Origin of the sequence: Arthrobacter wenxiniae (genome assembly GCF_013376105.1) — a bacterium.
Taxonomy (GTDB): Bacteria; Actinomycetota; Actinomycetes; order Actinomycetales; family Micrococcaceae; genus Specibacter; species Specibacter wenxiniae.
This window is the reverse complement of sequence record NZ_JAAMFM010000003.1, coordinates 65,279-80,934: the sequence shown is the minus strand read 5'-3', so window position 1 is coordinate 80,934 and position 15,656 is coordinate 65,279. Positions and strand designations below refer to the sequence as shown.

10 protein-coding genes and 2 tRNA genes are annotated in these 15,656 nt (G+C 67.9%); 5 read left to right on the top strand and 7 right to left on the bottom strand.

The genetic code is table 11. The features are described 5' to 3' along the window. Positions 1-146: 146 nt before the first annotated feature. Both G6034_RS03510 and G6034_RS03505 read left to right on the top strand, forming a co-directional pair. Positions 147-1,730: a M20/M25/M40 family metallo-hydrolase gene (locus tag G6034_RS03510; protein ID WP_246295267.1), complete on the top strand. Its 1,584-nt coding sequence runs from the start codon at positions 147-149 to the stop codon at positions 1,728-1,730. A 106-nt stretch (positions 1,731-1,836) separates the two neighbouring features. Then, entirely contained in the window at positions 1,837-2,682 is an 846-nt protein-coding gene (locus G6034_RS03505; protein ID WP_176633721.1) for a hypothetical protein, read from the top strand. Here the strand turns inward: G6034_RS03505 and G6034_RS03500 are convergent. Next, the gene (locus G6034_RS03500) at positions 2,657-3,160 is read right to left on the bottom strand and encodes a MarR family winged helix-turn-helix transcriptional regulator (protein WP_176633720.1); all 504 of its coding nucleotides are present in this window, start codon (positions 3,158-3,160) and stop codon (positions 2,657-2,659) included. The genes G6034_RS03505 and G6034_RS03500 overlap by 26 nt on opposite strands. Then, positions 3,157-4,287, bottom strand: coding sequence for an LLM class flavin-dependent oxidoreductase (locus G6034_RS03495; protein ID WP_176633719.1), 1,131 nt, complete (start codon positions 4,285-4,287; stop codon positions 3,157-3,159). The genes G6034_RS03500 and G6034_RS03495 overlap by 4 nt, the downstream gene beginning before the upstream one ends. 234 nt (positions 4,288-4,521) lie before the next feature. Between G6034_RS03495 and G6034_RS20065 the strand changes: the two genes are divergently transcribed. Beyond that, complete coding sequence (locus tag G6034_RS20065) at positions 4,522-4,656, top strand: hypothetical protein (RefSeq protein WP_281375383.1); 135 nt, start codon at positions 4,522-4,524, stop codon at positions 4,654-4,656. A gap of 379 nt (positions 4,657-5,035) precedes the next feature. Here the strand turns inward: G6034_RS20065 and G6034_RS03490 are convergent, their stop codons facing one another. The 3 genes from G6034_RS03490 to G6034_RS03480 form a co-directional block, all read right to left on the bottom strand. Then, the gene (locus G6034_RS03490) at positions 5,036-8,299 is read right to left on the bottom strand and encodes an efflux RND transporter permease subunit (RefSeq protein ID WP_176633718.1); all 3,264 of its coding nucleotides are present in this window, start codon (positions 8,297-8,299) and stop codon (positions 5,036-5,038) included. Positions 8,300-8,389: 90 nt separating this feature from the next. Beyond that, the gene (locus G6034_RS03485) at positions 8,390-9,889 is read right to left on the bottom strand and encodes a malate:quinone oxidoreductase (RefSeq protein ID WP_176633717.1); all 1,500 of its coding nucleotides are present in this window, start codon (positions 9,887-9,889) and stop codon (positions 8,390-8,392) included. A 151-nt stretch (positions 9,890-10,040) separates the two neighbouring features. Continuing rightward, positions 10,041-11,759, bottom strand: a complete 1,719-nt coding sequence (locus tag G6034_RS03480) for an ABC transporter substrate-binding protein (RefSeq protein WP_176633716.1) — start codon at positions 11,757-11,759, stop codon at positions 10,041-10,043. 99 nt (positions 11,760-11,858) lie between these two features. Between G6034_RS03480 and G6034_RS03475 the strand changes: the two genes are divergently transcribed. Continuing rightward, positions 11,859-11,940: transfer RNA gene (locus G6034_RS03475), tRNA-Leu, on the top strand. A 78-nt stretch (positions 11,941-12,018) separates the two neighbouring features. Here the strand turns inward: G6034_RS03475 and bcp are convergent. After that, positions 12,019-12,492 (bottom strand): thioredoxin-dependent thiol peroxidase, encoded by a 474-nt coding sequence (bcp, locus tag G6034_RS03470; protein ID WP_176633715.1) that lies wholly within the window; start codon positions 12,490-12,492, stop codon positions 12,019-12,021. A 793-nt stretch (positions 12,493-13,285) separates the two neighbouring features. Beyond that, positions 13,286-13,358: transfer RNA gene (locus G6034_RS03465), tRNA-Lys, on the bottom strand. Between the two features lie 357 nt (positions 13,359-13,715). On the opposite strand from G6034_RS03465, the gene ilvD reads away from it, so the two are divergent. Further along, entirely contained in the window at positions 13,716-15,455 is a 1,740-nt protein-coding gene (gene ilvD, locus G6034_RS03460) for a dihydroxy-acid dehydratase (RefSeq protein ID WP_176633714.1), read from the top strand. Positions 15,456-15,656 lie beyond the last annotated feature (201 nt).

Sequence of the window (15,656 nt, the reverse complement as noted above, 5' to 3'; positions counted from 1 at the left end):
TCGGGGCCGAGCGAGGCGGCAGGGGCGGGCGGGGATCGGGGCCGAGCGAGGCGGCAGGGGCGGGCGGGGATCGGGGCCGAGCGAGGCGGCAGGGGCGGGCGGTGGTGACCCTGTGGTCCGCGGCCCCGGTGGCCTAGACTGCTGGCATGGAACGCGCCAGCGCAAAGTCCTTGAACCGAGCCGTGGCGGCGGTGCTCGCCGCGGGCGCCGCCGGCACCGCCGCCGTCATGGGCGCGCGGGCCCTGCGCGCGGGGGCCGATCGTGTGGAGCCGGGCGCGCCGGCCGGAGAACAGTCCGTGATTCCGCCAGGGGACCAATTTGGCACGCCGGCCGGAGAGCGCTCCGCGGTGCCGCCCGGGGGCCGCGGCCCGACTGCCAGCCCAGGTGAAACCGGGGCGGAGCACGCGACGCGCGCTGCAGCCCGCCTGGCCGAATTGATTCGTTTCCGCACCGTCTTTTCACCCAGGCGGGATGAAATTGAGCTCGAGGAATTCACCGGCTTTATCGCCGCCCTGGAGCGGCTCTATCCGGCGGCCCACGCCGCCCTGGAGCGCGAGTTTGTCAACGGGCACGCCCTGCTCTACAAGTGGCCCGGCGCGGGGCCCGGCGCCGCCGCCAGGGCCGTGGTGCTCATGGCGCACTACGACGTTGTGCCCGTGGACGCGCGCGACAATTGGACGCACCCCGGCTTCTCCGGCCACCGGGACGCCGGATATGTGTGGGGGAGGGGCGCGCTGGACGACAAGGGGGCCGTCGTCGTCATTCTGGAGGCGGTGGAATCCCTGGTGGGGGAGGGCTGGGAGCCGCGCCAGGACATCTACCTGTCCTTTGGCAACAACGAGGAAACAGCCGGCGACAGTGCGGTCGCGGCCGCGGCGCTGCTCGCCGGCCGGGGGGTGCGGCCGTGGATGGTCCTGGATGAGGGAGGCGCCGTGGCCGAAAACGCGTTTCCCGGCCTGCGCCGCCCGGCCGCCGTCATCGGGGTGGCCGAAAAGGGGATCCTGGACCTGGAGCTCGTGGCGCGCAGCGCTGGCGGCCACGCCTCCACGCCACCCAGGATGGGCGCCACGGCACGCCTCGCGCGGGCCATCATGGCGCTGGAAACGCATCCGTTCCCGCAGTCGATGCCGGGGCCGGTTGTGGAGATGCTGCGCCGGATCGGGGTGCACAGCGGCTTTGGTCTGCGCCTGGTGACGTCGAACATGTGGGCGTTCAAGGGACTGCTGACGCGCGTTTTTGACCTGCTGGGGGACGAAACACGGGCCATGACGCGCACCACGGTGGCCGTCACCGAGCTTGAAGGCAGCAGGGGCGCCAACGTCCTGGCCGCAACGGCGCGGGCGAATGCCAACATCCGCATTGCCGTGGGGGAGGACGTGGCGGGTGCGGTCGAGCGCGTGCGGCGCACCATTGACGACCCGTCCATCGAGCTGCGGGTCCACGGCGCGCACGAGCCCTCGCCGGTTTCCCCATTCAACAACGAACAGTTTGCCCTGCTCTCGCGCTGCGTGGGAGTCTCCCACCCCGGCGCCGTGGTGACGCCCTACGTGCAAACGGGGGCCACCGACGCCCGTCATTTCACGGCGCTCTGCCCGGCCGTATACCGGTTCTCGCCCCTGCTGATGGATGCCGGCGACCGCGCCAGCATCCACGGCGTCAACGAAAAGGTCCGCGTGTCGGCGCTCGGCGCGGGCGTGGTGTTTTACCGGGAGCTGATGCAGGCCCTGTGAATCGGCGCCGGGATCTCTGCGGCGCGTCGCCGGAGCGGACCCGCCGCAGATGGCTACCATGGCTGCAACCGGACAGACAGTCTCGGCTCCGGCCCAGGGAGTTTCCATGCAACGTCGGACCAAAACCGCCCGGACAACGGCCCGAAGGATGCTGCGCGCGGCGGCCGCGGCCGCCGCGGCCCTGTCACTGGCAGCCTGCGGCGTGACTATCAGCCCGGCGACCCCCTCACCGCAGGCGGGCGGCACCACCCAGACCGGCCCCGCGCCGTCGTCCTCGGGAGGTTCCGGCATCCCAGTTACCACGGGCACCGCGGGCACGGCGGGCCCCGGCTCGGGCACGGCGGGCCCCGCCTCGGGCAGCCCGTCCGCCAGCCCCGCAGCCGAGCCAACCGCCGCGCAGTGGAAAACCTATACCGATCCCGGCAGGACCGTCAGCTTCGACCTGCCCGCGGACTGGATCACGCAGCAGGTGCCCGGCCAGTCCGGCAAGGGCCTGCGCGTGGAAGTGCGCGACAGCCAAGGTGACGTTGTGGCCACCCTGCAAACCCACATGTCGAGGCTGGGCGGGGCCTGCCAGCCAAAGTCGGCGCGGCCCTACACCGTCCTCGCCAGCATTCCGCTGCAAATCCCGTCAAACAACACAGCGGCGGCCGCGGTGGCCCCGCGCTACGTGTACCGCGTCATCCGGGGCGCGACCCACTTTTACGCCTCGTACGGCATCACCGACCAGACGGCCGGTGCGGACGGGAAGGCCTGCCTGGTGTACAACACCGTGCGCTCGGACACGCTCGGCATCTACATGTTCGGCGACGTCCTCCAGTTCACCAGCGCGCTGGACGGATCGGCGGGTCTGCGTGCCTTCGCCACCATCGCGGACGCGCAGGCCTATATGCGCACCAGCGGCTACCTGAACGTGCAGAGGATGGTCACGTCGCTGACGTCGCTGGGGTAGCCGCCTCGTCGGCGGGGGCAGCCGCCCGCCCGGCCACCGCCTCCCGCAGCTTGCCGGTCAGCTCCAGCAGCGTCTGCATTTCCGCGTCGCTGAGGCCCTCCTCCATGAGGTTCATGATGTTGCGCACATGCGCCCGGCCTACCTCCTTTTGGAGCGCTGCGCCCGCCTCGGTGAGGCCGATCAGCACGCCCCGCCGGTCGTCGTCGGGTGTCCTTCGCTGGACCAGGCCGCGCGCCTCCAGCCGTTCCACGAGGCGGGAGATGCTTGGCTGGGTCAGCAGGACGTTGTCGTTGAGCTCGTTCAGGCGCAGCCAGCCGGTGGGGCAGCGCGAGAGGTTGAACAGGACGTCATACTCCCGGCTGCCCACCTTCTTGAAAATGGGTTCCTTGTGAAGTTCGCGCATGACGGCCACCTGCGAACGCAGCAGCGATTCCCAGGCCTCCGTGGCCAGCCGGCGGTGGGCCGCGGCGGATGTCATGCCGTCACCGCGCCTGCCGCGGCGCCGTCTTGTCCGACGCCGGCCGCCTCCCCGGCTTCCTTGGCCGCCTTGCGTGCGGCGAACGTGGGGGCCTCGGGGATGCTGGCCGGGCGGTTCTTGGCAAACTCCGTGCGCAGCGTGGGGAGCACGTCGGAACCAAAGAGGTCCAGCTGCTCCAGCACTGTCTTCAACGGCAGGCCCGCGTGGTCCACCAGGAACAGCTGGCGCTGGTAGTCGCCGAAGTAGTCGCGAAAGGCCAGTGTCTTTTCAATCATTTCCTGCGGGCTGCCGACTGTCAGCGGCGTCTGCGAGGTGAAGTCCTCCATGGACGGGCCGTGGCCATACACGGGGGCGTTGTTGAAGTACGGGCGGAACTCGTTGACGGCATCCTGCGAGTTCTTGCGGATGAAGAACTGCCCGCCCAGGCCCACAATGGCCTGCTCCGGCGTTCCATGTCCGTAGTGTGCGTAGCGCTCCCGGTAAAGGTTGATCAGCTGGATGTAGTGCTCCTTGGGCCAGAAGATGTTGTTGGCAAAGAAGCCGTCGCCGTAGTAGGCGGCGATCTCCGCGACCTGGGGCGTGCGGATGGCGCCGTGCCACACAAAGGGGGCGACGCCGTCGAGCGGGCGGGGCGTGGCGGTGAATCCGCGCAGCGGCGTGCGGAACTTGCCCTCCCAGTTCACCACTTCCTCATCCCACAGGCGGCGCAGCAGCGCGTAGTTTTCCACTGTCAGCTCGACCGAATCCTGGTTGTTCTTGCCAAACCACGGGTAGACGGCGCCCATGTTGCCGCGGCCCAGGACCAGGTCCACGCGGCCCTCGGCCAGGTGCTGCAGGGTGGCGAAGTCCTCGGCGATCTTCACGGGATCGTTGGTGGTGATCAGGGTGGTGGTCGTGGAGAGGATGATCTTCTCGGTCTGCGCCGCAATATAGCCCAGGATGGTGGTGGGGGAGCTGGGGTAGAAGGGCGGGTTGTGGTGCTCGCCCGTGGCAAAGACGTCCATGCCGATGTCCTCGGCGTGCCTGGCGATGGTGGTGATGGCCTTCAGGCGCTCGTGTTCGGTGGGGGTGCGTCCCGTGGTGGGGTCCATGGTGACGTCGCCAACACTGAAAATTCCGAACTGCATGATTGCTCCTTCGTCTCCCGGCCGGTGGTCGAGATATATACGTTTGCATCTAATATACGGTCCAACCCGGGGGGAGGGCAAAATGTTCCCGGACGGTTCGGGCGCCTCTCCCCCGTGCCCGGGGCCGGTTCCCGGCCGGTCCTGCGCGCCGTGGAGGGCGGGTTACCGGCGCGTACTAGGATGCTCACCAAGCGACACTGTAGGCGACGTCACAATCCGGCCGGGAGGTAATTCGTGGATCCAAGTCAAGCCCGTCAGGCCTCGCCGGGGTTGCGGGCCGGGCCCACGGCGGCCGCCGTGGTCGGATTTCTGGTGCTGGTGGAGCTGACCAGCGGCGCCACCCTCCCCGGCTCCCCTCCGCAACGGTGACGCACTTGCGTCCAGCCGCCGGAAAGGAATGAGCGGGCGTCCTCTCAACGCCGGGTGCCAGGGGAACCGGGGCGGGGAGCGCAAGGGGAACATCGGCGTCGTTCCTCAAGGACTTTATGCCGCGGCTTGGCTTGAGGACCCGGGCGTGCCGGAGCATCGCATGGCTGGTATCGGACTCGGGCGCTTCAGCAACGGTAAACGGGCCGCCATGAAGGGATTGGGGAAAGCGGGTGAGCGGGAGCATGCCTCCATCATGGCCACTATGCACCGCCCCCGCTTAAGTCATCCGCACTCGGCGCACCACCCCACCAGTGACGCACCTGTTGCTGACAACAGGCGTGAAAACAGCAACAGGTGCGTCACAGTTGAATGGGCGGGGTCAGTCCGCGGCGCGGCGGCCGCGGACCTTCGGGATGGCGCCCGTGGTCCAGTCCCGGTACTCAGGTCCGGGGGTGCCGGAACCCCCTGGCGGCGCCGGCCGGTGCACCACCTGGAGCGCCTTCAGGAGGGCGCGCCGTTCCTTGCGGCCCTCCACCAGCCGGTACAGCACGGGCACCAGCACCAGCGTCAGCAGCGTGGAGGACACCAGCCCGCCCACCACCACGATTGCCAGCGGCTGCGAGATGAACCCGCCGCCGCCCGTCACGCCCAGGGCCATCGGCGTCAGGGCGAAAATGGTGGCCAGCGCCGTCATCAGGATCGGGCGCAGGCGCTGCCGGGCGCCGTGTTCAATGGCGTCCGCCACGTTCATGGCCGGCCGATCGCCGGAGGGGCGCCGGTACTGGTTGATCAGGTCAATGAGCACAATGGCATTCGTGACCACAATGCCCACCAGCATCAACATGCCAATCAGCGACGCCAGCCCCAGCGGCACGCGCGTGATGAGGAGCAGCGCGATGGCGCCCGTCGCCGCAAACGGGATGGAGACCAGCAGGATCAGCGGCTGGATGAGCGACTTGAACGTGGCCACCATGATCACGTACACAATGGCGATGGCCGCCAGCATGGCCAGGCCCAGCTGCCGGAACGAATCCGCCTGCTGTGTTGCCGCCCCGCCGATCGTGGCAACGGCGCCGGGCGGCAGCTTCACGGAATCGATCTTCCTTTGCACCTCGGCGCTCAGCGTGCCCAGCGAGTTGGCATCCGGCGTGACGGAAACGGTGGCCGTCCGCTGCCCGTTGGAGGAGGTGATGGTCAGGGGCGTGTCCACCTGCTTCACCGTGGCGAAGGCACTCAGCGGCACGGGGCCGGCCGGGGTGGGAATCCGGGCCGCGGCGAGGGCGGCGACCGAGTCGAACGTCCGCCCGACACCCACCTGGACCTTGTAATCGGTGGTGTCGATGCGCACCGTCCCGCCCGGCAGGGGGCTGACGGTGGCCGCGAGCAGGCCGGTGATCTGCGATTCGTCGAGCCCCGCCGCAACGGCCTTGGCCCGGTCCACACTGACCTGCACCACCGGCTGTGCCCCGGAGAGGTTGCTTGCAACCGACTGCGCCCCCGGCAGGCCGGTCATGGCCTTCACCAATGCGTCTGAGGCGTCCTGAAGCGCGACGCCGGTGCCCGCCTTCACCGTGACGTCCACGGAGCTTGAGGTGCCGAAGCCGCCGCCGGATGACCCCAGGGCAATGGTCCCGGCGTCCTTGACCTGGGCCACCGCGTCGCGGACGGTGTCCTGCAGCGCCACCTGGTCCGCGTTGGGATCGGTGATGACCTGGAACGTGGCGCTGGACGCGCCGGAGGACCGCAGCGCGGAGAAGCCGCCGGAGCTGTTTCCGACGGTGACCTGCACGTCCTGGATCCCGTCAATGCGGGCCAGCGCGGCCTCCACCTTTTTTGCTGCCGCGTCCGTGACGTCCAGGCTGGTGCCCGCGGGCATTTTCTGGGTGACGGTCAGGCTGTTTTGCCCGGTGTCGCCCAGCAGGTTGGTGGGCAGCAGAGGCGTCATGGCCAGCGTGGCCCCAAGGACGATGACGCCGGCCAGCAGCGTGTACACGGGGTGCTTTTGGGTCTTGGCGAGCACGGGAAGGTAGCCGCGCTGCAGCCAGGACGAGCGCTCCTTCCCTTCCACTGCGCGCAGCAGCGCCTGCCCGCCCAAGGCCGTTCCGGCGTCGTCCCGGGATCCGGACGGGGTGCCATCCCTGTCGCCCGACGCGGCGCCCGACGGGGAGGGGGACTTCAGGAACCAATACGCGAGCACCGGCACGATGGTCAGCGAGACCAGCAGCGAGGCCACCAGCGCGAAGGTCACGGTGAGCGCGAACGGCCGGAACAGCTCCCCGGCCAGGCTGCCCACAAAGGCGATGGGCAGGAACACAGCCACCGTGGTCAGCGTGGACGCGGTCACGGCCCCGGCCACCTCGCGGATGGCGGAGAGGATGGCCGCCAGCTTGTCCTCGCCGTAGCTCATGTGCCGCTTGATGTTTTCAATGACCACAATGGAGTCGTCCACCACCCGGCCGATGGCAATGGTCAGCGCGCCCAGCGTCAGGATGTTCAGCGAATACCCGGTGGCCCACAGCCCGATGAATGTCACCAGCAGGGACAGCGGGATGGAGATGGCCGTGACCAGGGTGGAGCGGACCGAAAGCAGGAACACCAGGATCACCACGACGGCGAAGCCAAGTCCCAGCAGGCCCTCCTGCGTGAGGTCGTGGATGGACTTTTCAATGAACGGCGCCTGGTCCAGGACGGTGGTGAACCTGGTGTTGTGGCCCAGGGAGGCCTGGATCTGCGGCAGCGAGGCGCTGATCGCGTGGGACAGCGTCACGGTATCCGCGGCGGGGGTCTTGGTGATGGAGAGCGCCAGCGTGGGTTTGCCGTCGGTGCGCGTGATGGAGGTGGTGGGATCGTCCGCCAGGGCAACGCTGGCCACCGAGCCGATGGTCGGGGCGGCATGGTCCTTGCCGCCGGACAGCGGCAGGGCCTTGATCGCGTCAAGCGAGTCAACGGGACTGCCGGCCTGGATGGGCAGCGTCAGCCCGTTGTCGTTCAGGGAGCCGACAGGGACCAGCGTGCCGTTGTTCTTGAGGGCATTCGTGATGGTGACGGCGTTGACTCCGGCGGCAGCCATCCTGGCCGCGTCCGGGACGATGGCGATGTGCTGGGAGTTGGCGCCGGTAATGTCGGCGCTGCGGACGCCGTCGATCTTCAGCAGTGCCGGCACCGCGGTCCCCTGGAGGCTGGTGTTCAGCGCGGACAGGCCCTGGTCGGAGGAAACAGCCAGGAAGACGATGGGGAAATCGGCGATGCTGCCGGCAATGGGCTGCGGTTGGACACCGTCGGGCAGGCTCGGGGCGAGGTTGGAAATGGCCCGGTCAATCTGGTTCCGGGCGCGGTCAAGGTTGGTGCCGTAGGCAAAGGACAGGTTGATCGTGGAGACGCCGCTGCGCGAGGTGGACGTGCTCGTCTCCAGGCCTTCGACGCCGTTGAGCGCGGCCTCCAGCGGGGCGCCGACCTGCTTGTCCACCACCTCCGGCGAGGCGCCGGGCATGGAGGAGACCACCGTGATCTGCGGGAACTCGATGGAGGGGATCAGCTCCTGCTTGAGCGAGCCGAGCGTGATGACGCCGAACACCACCCCGAAGATGGTGATCAAGGCGATCAACGCCCGGTTGCCCAGGGACATCCGTGCCAAACGAAACATCAATACACTCCCACTGCGTTATGCCGGTTCCGTTGGGCCGTGCGGGTCCTGCAGGTCCTGCGGGTTCTGCCGGTTCTGCCGGGCAGGAAGCTAGAGGGCCGCGTCCTGCAGCTGCAGGGATTGAGCCGTTGAGGCGAGGGTCTTCTCAAACAGTTCCGGGTTCTCGTTGAGCTTGGTGCCGTAGGTGGGCATCATGCCGCGCAGCGAATCCTGCCATTCCAGCTTGAACTTGCGCGGGAAGCAGCGCTGGAGCAGCTGCAGCATGATCGGCACGGCCGTGGACGCGCCGGGGGAGGCGCCGAGCAGGGCGGAGATGGTGCCGTCGGCGGAGGTGATGACCTCGGTGCCGAACTGCAGGATGCCGCCCTTCTTCGCGTCCTTCTTGATGATCTGCACGCGCTGCCCGGCGGTAATGAGTTCCCAGTCCTTGCCGTCGGCGCCGGGGAAGTACTCGTGGAGCGCCTCCACCTTGCCGGCGTGGGACTTGGTGACCTCGCTGACCAGGTACTTCACCAGGTCCAGGTTGTCCTTGCCGACGGCGAGCATCGGGATGATGTTGCCGGGCCGGATGGAGCCGGGCAGGTCAAGGTAGCTGCCTGTCTTCAGGTACTTCGTGGAGAAGCCGCCGTACGGGCCGAAGAGCAGGGACCGCTTGCCGCCCACGTACCGGGTGTCCAGGTGCGGGACGGACATGGGCGGGGCGCCCACGGAGGCCTGGCCGTAGACCTTGGCGCTGTGCCGTGACGCGATTTCTTCATCCGTGCAGCGGAAGAACTGGCCGGAAACGGGGAAGCCGCCAAAGCCCTTGCCCTCGGGGATGCCCGACTTTTGGAGCAGGTGCAGGGCTCCGCCGCCGCTGCCGATGAACACAAACCTGGCCTGGATGCGCCCGCGTTCGCCGGAGGCGCGGTGCTTGGTGGAAACGTCCCACTGGCCGTCGGGAGTGCGTTCGACGTCGGTGACGGAGGTGTTGTAGTTGACCTCGACGCCGTGGCCGTCCATGTACCCGATGAGCTCGCGGGTCAGGGCGCCAAAGTCGACGTCGGTGCCCTCGGCGGCCCGCGTGGCGGTCACCTTTTCCCGGGGGTCGCGTCCCTTCATGACCAGGGGCGCCCACTTGGCAATCTGGGCGGGGTCCTCGGAGTACTCCATGGACGCGAACAGCGGGTTGCTGCTTAGCGCGGCGTGCCGGGCCTTGAGGAACTTCCGGTGCGCTTCGCCAATGACAAAGCTCATGTGCGGGACGGTGTTGATGAAACCCTTCGGGGAGCCGACCAGGCCGTTGTCCACCATGTGGGCCCAGAACTGGCGGGAGAGCTGGAACTGTTCGTTGATGTTCAGCGCCTTTGCCGGATCAACGGTGCCGTCCTTGGCCTGTGGCGAATAGTTCAGTTCGCAGAGCGCGGAGTGGCCGGTGCCGGCGTTGTTCCACGGGCTGGAGGATTCAAGGCCCGGCTGCCCCAGCTGCTCAAACAGCACAATGTTCCAGGTCGGTTCGAGTTGCTTGAGCATTGCACCCAAAGTGGCGCTCATGATGCCGCCTCCGATGAGAACGACGTCAGCGTCTTTGGTGGTCGAGATGAAGGTCACAGTCAACTCCGAATAGAGGCTCTTCCTAGCTGTAGAAGCGTATCGCGGCAGGTGCTGGTTGCGTAAATCAGGGGAGCTGCGTCACAGGGGAGGCCGGCCCGGGGTGCCGCGCGGCGACCGGCCGGGCACCCGGCGTCGTTCATCAGGAGGGCTACTTGGCGGGCGGGGTCAGCGTGACGTGGTTGAACACCTCGTTGAGCACGGGGCTGAGCGGGTAGCCGGCCACGGTGTCGGAGAGGGCGATGGCGGAAATGGGCAGGGCGATCGGCACGGCGGGGACGGTGGCGGCGATCAGCTTGTTGATGGCGTCGTAGGCGGCCGTCCGGTCGGGGCCGTTCGGGAGGCTGCGCGCGCGGGTGATCTTGGAAACGAGCTGGGGGTCCTGCAGGCCCAGTTCGCCGTTGGGGGCGCCAAAGAGCGGGCCCACAAAGTTGTCCGGGTCGGCGTAGCTGCCGTTCCAGCCCATGAGGCTCAGCGCGTGGTCGCCGGGGCTGGTGACGGCCTTGACGTAGCCGTCGTTCCAGGCGATCGGCACGGGCTTGATGTTGAAGCCGATGGCCGTCAGCTCGCGCGCGATTTCCGCATAGACCTTTTCCGGCGTGGGCAGGTAGGTCCGGGTGACGTTGGTGGGGTAGTAGAACTTGATTTCCTGGCCCTTGTAGCTGGAGGACTTCAGCAGTTCCTTGGCCTTGACGGGGTCGAAGGGGATGCCGGGGACGGCGTTGTTGAAGCCGCTGAGCTTGGGCGGGATGAACTGTCCCGTGGCCGCCGTGCCGGCGATGAAGAAGTCGTTGACCAGCGTGGTCTTGTCAATGCCGGCGGCGATGGCCTCGCGCACCTTCAAATCCTTCATGACCGGCACGGCCTGATTGATCCCCACATACATCACGGAGAAGGGATCGCGCTGGAGCACCTGCTTGCCTGCCTTGACCAGCTTGTCAAAGTTGGCCGGCGTTACCGGGTCAAAGCCGTCCAAGGTGCCCTCCTCCAAGGCGGCCAGCCGGGTCTCGGGCTCATCGTAGGTGGCGAAGATGAGCGTGTGGATCTGGCCCTTCTCACCCCAGTACTTCGGGTTGGCGGTCATCGTCACGGTTCCCGGTGCGGAGGACGTGAACATGAACGGGCCCGTCCCCACGGGATGCAGCGCGTACTTGGAGACCTTGTTGCCGTAGAACGTCTGGTTCAGGGTGTTCGCGGTGCCCTTTTCCAGGGCGGCGGGGGAGGAGATCGCAAACGCGGGCAGTGTCAGGGCCTGCAGGAAGCCCGTCAGCGGCATCTTCAGGCGCAGGGTCACGCCCAGGGGGCCGTCCACCGTGCAGCCGCCGTAGATCGAATCCTTGGGCTGGTCCGAGAATTCGCGGAACACCTGCTTGAACATGGTCCCGGAGCCGTCGCCGCGGGTGGACTTGGGCAGCGTGTACCAGCGCTCAAAGTTGGTGCAGACGGCCTGCGCGTCAAAGGGGGTGCCGTCCTGGAAGGTGACGCCGCCGCGCAGCTTGAACCGGTACGACAGCCCGTCGCCCAGTTCCTTCCACGACGTGGCCAGGCTCGGGGCCGGCGCGCCGTTCACGGGATCGTTCGTGACGAGCCCCTCCAGGACCTGCCGCGTCACCCGGTACGACTCCGTGTCCGCTACAAGCGCCGGGTCCAGGCCGGCGGGGTCGGCCCCCGTGCCAAAGCGAAAGGTGACGGGGGCGCCCTGCCGGGTGGCCGGCGTCGTGCTTGACGGGTCGGGACCCGGGGACCCCGTGCAGGCCGTGCCGCCCAGAAGCACGACGGCGGCAATCGCCGCTGCCCGCAGGCGCGGCCTGCGCCGTGGGCGGGCCTGGGATGGCACGGGGGCATTCTCCTTTAGGACTGCGGATTCCATCAGCCACTCATCCTAACGGCTGTTGCTTGGCAACGGCCGCCTGCGGTTGTGTTCGGTCCCCGCGGGCGGATGGGCGGGTAGTATGATCTGTTGTTGCCAGCGCGAGTGGTGGAATTGGTAGACACGCAGGTTTTAGGTACCTGTGCCTTCGGGCGTAGGGGTTCAAGTCCCCTCTTGCGCACACATTGCCGATCCGGGGGTCGGGCATTGCTGTTCCGGTGCTCGAGCAGCGGGCCCCGCGAGCGCGTCGAGACCCGGGCTATTTGTCGATCGTCAAATCCCGCCGCAGCTTGGCCACATGGCCGGTGGCGCGAACGTTGTACTGGGCCGCCGCCACCTTGCCGCCGCCGTCCACCACAATGGTGGACCGGATCAACCCCCGGTAGGTCCTGCCGTAATTCTTCTTCTCGCCCCACGCCGCATAGTCCTCGGCGACGGCATGGTCCTCGTCGAACAGCAGCGGGAACGTGAGCTCTTCCGTGGCGGTGAACTTGGCGAGCTTGGCCACGGGGTCAGGGGAGATGCCCACCACCTGGTATCCGGCCGACTTCAGCGAGGCCAGGTTGTCCCGGAAGTCGCAGGCCTGCCTGGTGCAGCCGGGCGTGGACGCCGCGGGGTAAAAGTAGACCACCACGTTCTGGTCCTTGAAGTCCGCCAGGGATGTGGTGCCGCCGCCCGCATTGGGCAGGCTGAAGGCGGGGGCGGTGTCGCCGGGGACAAGGCGTTCGGACATGGTGACTCCTTCTTGGCTGGTGCTGTGGCGCGCGGCGCCCGGTTGGCGCCGCGGGCCGGATGCGCCCGGACGGTGCCCGGTTGGCGCCGCGCGGGCCGGACGCGCCCGGACGGTGCCCGGTTGGCGCCGCGCGGGCCGGACCCCACAGGGTGGCGGTGTGCCGTTTGACGCCCGCCGGATGCGTGATTGCGGGTGGCCCGGGTCGAAACAGGAACCGCCCGCCGGCTCGTGCTTCCGGCCGCTGGGGACAGCGCCGCGCAGGTCATGGTTGCTTGTCACTTCAGCCTAGGCCAGTTGCCCCGGGCGGCTAAATTGCCCATGCCGCAAATTGCCAAATTCGCCGCATCCGGATTTGGCGTCCCGGTGGCATTGGTGTCAGCTCCGAGCACTGCCGTGTACCCCGGGCCGAAACGGCCAACCCCAGCGCACGTGGCATCGTGCCCGTTGGGCAGGCTGACGGGATGCGGGGTTCGCTGCCCGGTGATGTGCCGCGGCCCGGCGTCGCGCGGCAACGCGAGAAGGGTGCCACGCCGCGGGCCGTCCCTGTCCCGGCGTCGGGAACGGGGCCAAGCCGCCGCCACTGAGCCTGAATTCACCGAAACAGGGGCCAGACCGCATGTGCGGTGTATCTTGTCGGGGCGCTCGCGGGTTGGCACCGTTCTCGCGGAGAAGTCGCGGGTTCGCCCCGTTCTCGGTGGAATGGGTCGACATTCACTCATTCTGTTCGGCAACGTCACGGAAAGCGGAACGGCCTCCGGTCCGCCTAAGCGGACCGGAGGCCGTTCCTCAACTGTGCACCCCTCGGGACTTGAACCCGAAACCCATTGATTAAGAGTCAATTGCTCTGCCAATTGAGCTAGAGGTGCATCTTCGCGCTGCAGTGGTCCACGCCGGCTTGTGTCCGATGTGTTCCCCGCAACGACATGAAACATTACATGGTTTTTGAGTGAGTGTGAAATCGGAAAGTTCGTTTGCGGTGCAGATCACCAGCGGTGCGGGCGGAAGCCCCGGAATGAAGGCGTTTTCGGGCGGCGCGGAGGCGGCGCGGATCCGGGCTCGCACGGACGGCCGCTGCACGACTGCCGAAAAAGCACCCCGCCCGCAGCCGCCCGCCCGCAACCGCGGCCGTCTGCCGCCCAAGAGTCCGCGGCCCACGAGTCCGCCCTGTGACCGGAACCAGGCCAAGGCTGGCCGCGCCGTGAATGCCGTCATAGACTGCCCCCATGAGCGTGGAGACCAATGCAGCAGATGACATTGTCCGGACGGCAGACGGCAAGCCGGACATCAAGCCCCGCAGCCGCGTCGTCACCGACGGGATCCACGCCTCCCCGGCCCGGGGCATGTTCCGCGCCGTGGGCATGGGCGACGACGACTTCCGCAAGCCGCAGATCGGCGTCGCCAGCTCCTGGAACGAAATCACCCCCTGCAACCTCTCCCTGAACCGCCTGGCCCAGGGCGCCAAGGAGGGTGTGTTCGCCGCGGACGGCTTCCCCATGCAGTTCGGCACCATCTCCGTCTCCGACGGCATTTCCATGGGCCACGAGGGCATGCACTTCTCCCTGGTCTCAAGGGAAGTCATCGCCGACTCCGTGGAAACCGTCATGATGGCCGAACGCCTGGACGGCTCCGTGCTCCTGGCCGGCTGCGACAAGTCCCTGCCCGGCATGCTCATGGCCGCGGCCCGCCTGAACCTGGCCAGCGTGTTCCTCTACGCCGGCTCCATCATGCCCGGCTTCGCCAAGCTGGAGGACGGCACGGAGAAGGAAGTCACGCTGATCGACGCCTTCGAGGCCGTGGGGGCCTGCGCCGCGGGGAAGATGAGCCTGAAGGACCTGGACAGCATCGAACGGGCCATCTGTCCCGGCGAGGGTGCCTGCGGCGGCATGTACACGGCCAACACCATGGCGTGCATCGGCGAGGCCCTGGGCATGTCCCTCCCCGGCTCGGCCGCGCCGCCCAGCGCCGACCGCCGCCGCGACATGTTTGCCCGCAAGTCCGGCGAGGCCGTGGTGCACCTGCTGGAACAGGGCATCCGGGCCCGCGACATCATGACCAAGAAGGCCTTCGAGAACGCCATCGCGGTCACCATGGCGTTCGGCGGTTCCACCAACGCCGTCCTCCACCTGCTCGCCATTGCCCGCGAGGCCCACGTGGACCTGACGCTCAAGGACTTCAACCGCATCGGCGACAGGATCCCTCACCTGGGCGACCTGAAGCCTTTCGGCCGCTACGTGATGTTCGACGTCGACAAGATCGGCGGGGTGCCCGTCATCATGAAGGCACTGCTCGACGCCGGACTCCTCCACGGCGACGCCCTCACCGTCACCGGCAAGACGGTTGCCGAGAACCTGGCCGAGATCAACCCGCCGGACCCGGACGGCAAGGTGCTGCGTGCCCTGGACAACCCGATCCACAAGACCGGCGGCATCACCATCCTGCACGGCTCGCTCGCACCGGAGGGCGCCGTCGTCAAGAGCGCGGGCTTCGACCTGGACGTCTTCGAAGGCACCGCCCGCGTCTTTGAGCGCGAGCAGGGCGCCCTGGACGCCCTCGACAACGGCGAAATCCACGCCGGCGACGTCGTCGTCATCCGCTACGAGGGCCCCAAGGGCGGCCCCGGCATGCGCGAGATGCTCGCGATCACCGGCGCCATCAAGGGGGCCGGCCTCGGCAAGGACGTGCTGCTGCTCACGGACGGGCGCTTCTCCGGCGGCACCACCGGCCTGTGCATAGGCCACGTTGCCCCGGAAGCGGCCGACGGCGGACCCATCGCCTTTGTGCGCGACGGCGACAAGATCCGCGTGGACATCGCCGCCCGGACGTTCGATCTCCTGGTCGACGACGCTGAACTGGAGGCGCGCAAGGTGGGCTGGAAGCCGCTGCCGGCCAAGTTCACCTCGGGCGTGCTGGCCAAGTACGCGAAGCTGGTCAACAGCGCCTCCACGGGCGCCTGGTGCGGCTAGCACCGGCGGCATCCACCGGCCTTGACCACAGAGTGGACCATGTGTCCACATAATGAGATGGGCCTGCGGGCTGTTTGACACCCCGGTCAGGAAAACGGGAGACTACAGACATGCATATGAAGCTCGTAGTCGTCATTAGCTAGCGCGTGACGCAAAGTGGCCACACCATAAGGCCATGACCCTCTGACAAACAATGAAGAG

Bases quoted from the DNA above. Each gene is read 5' to 3' on its own strand.
- bcp (WP_176633715.1), bottom strand. From the start codon at position 12,492: ATGTCCGAACGCCTTGTCCCCGGCGACACCGCCCCCGCCTTCAGCCTG.
- G6034_RS03510 (WP_246295267.1), top strand. From the start codon at position 147: ATGGAACGCGCCAGCGCAAAGTCCTTGAACCGAGCCGTGGCGGCGGTG.
- G6034_RS03505 (WP_176633721.1), top strand. From the start codon at position 1,837: ATGCAACGTCGGACCAAAACCGCCCGGACAACGGCCCGAAGGATGCTG.
- G6034_RS03490 (WP_176633718.1), bottom strand. From the start codon at position 8,299: ATGTTTCGTTTGGCACGGATGTCCCTGGGCAACCGGGCGTTGATCGCC.
- G6034_RS03480 (WP_176633716.1), bottom strand. From the start codon at position 11,759: ATGGAATCCGCAGTCCTAAAGGAGAATGCCCCCGTGCCATCCCAGGCC.
- ilvD (WP_176633714.1), top strand. From the start codon at position 13,716: ATGAGCGTGGAGACCAATGCAGCAGATGACATTGTCCGGACGGCAGAC.
- G6034_RS03500 (WP_176633720.1), bottom strand. From the start codon at position 3,160: ATGACATCCGCCGCGGCCCACCGCCGGCTGGCCACGGAGGCCTGGGAA.
- G6034_RS03495 (WP_176633719.1), bottom strand. From the start codon at position 4,287: ATGCAGTTCGGAATTTTCAGTGTTGGCGACGTCACCATGGACCCCACC.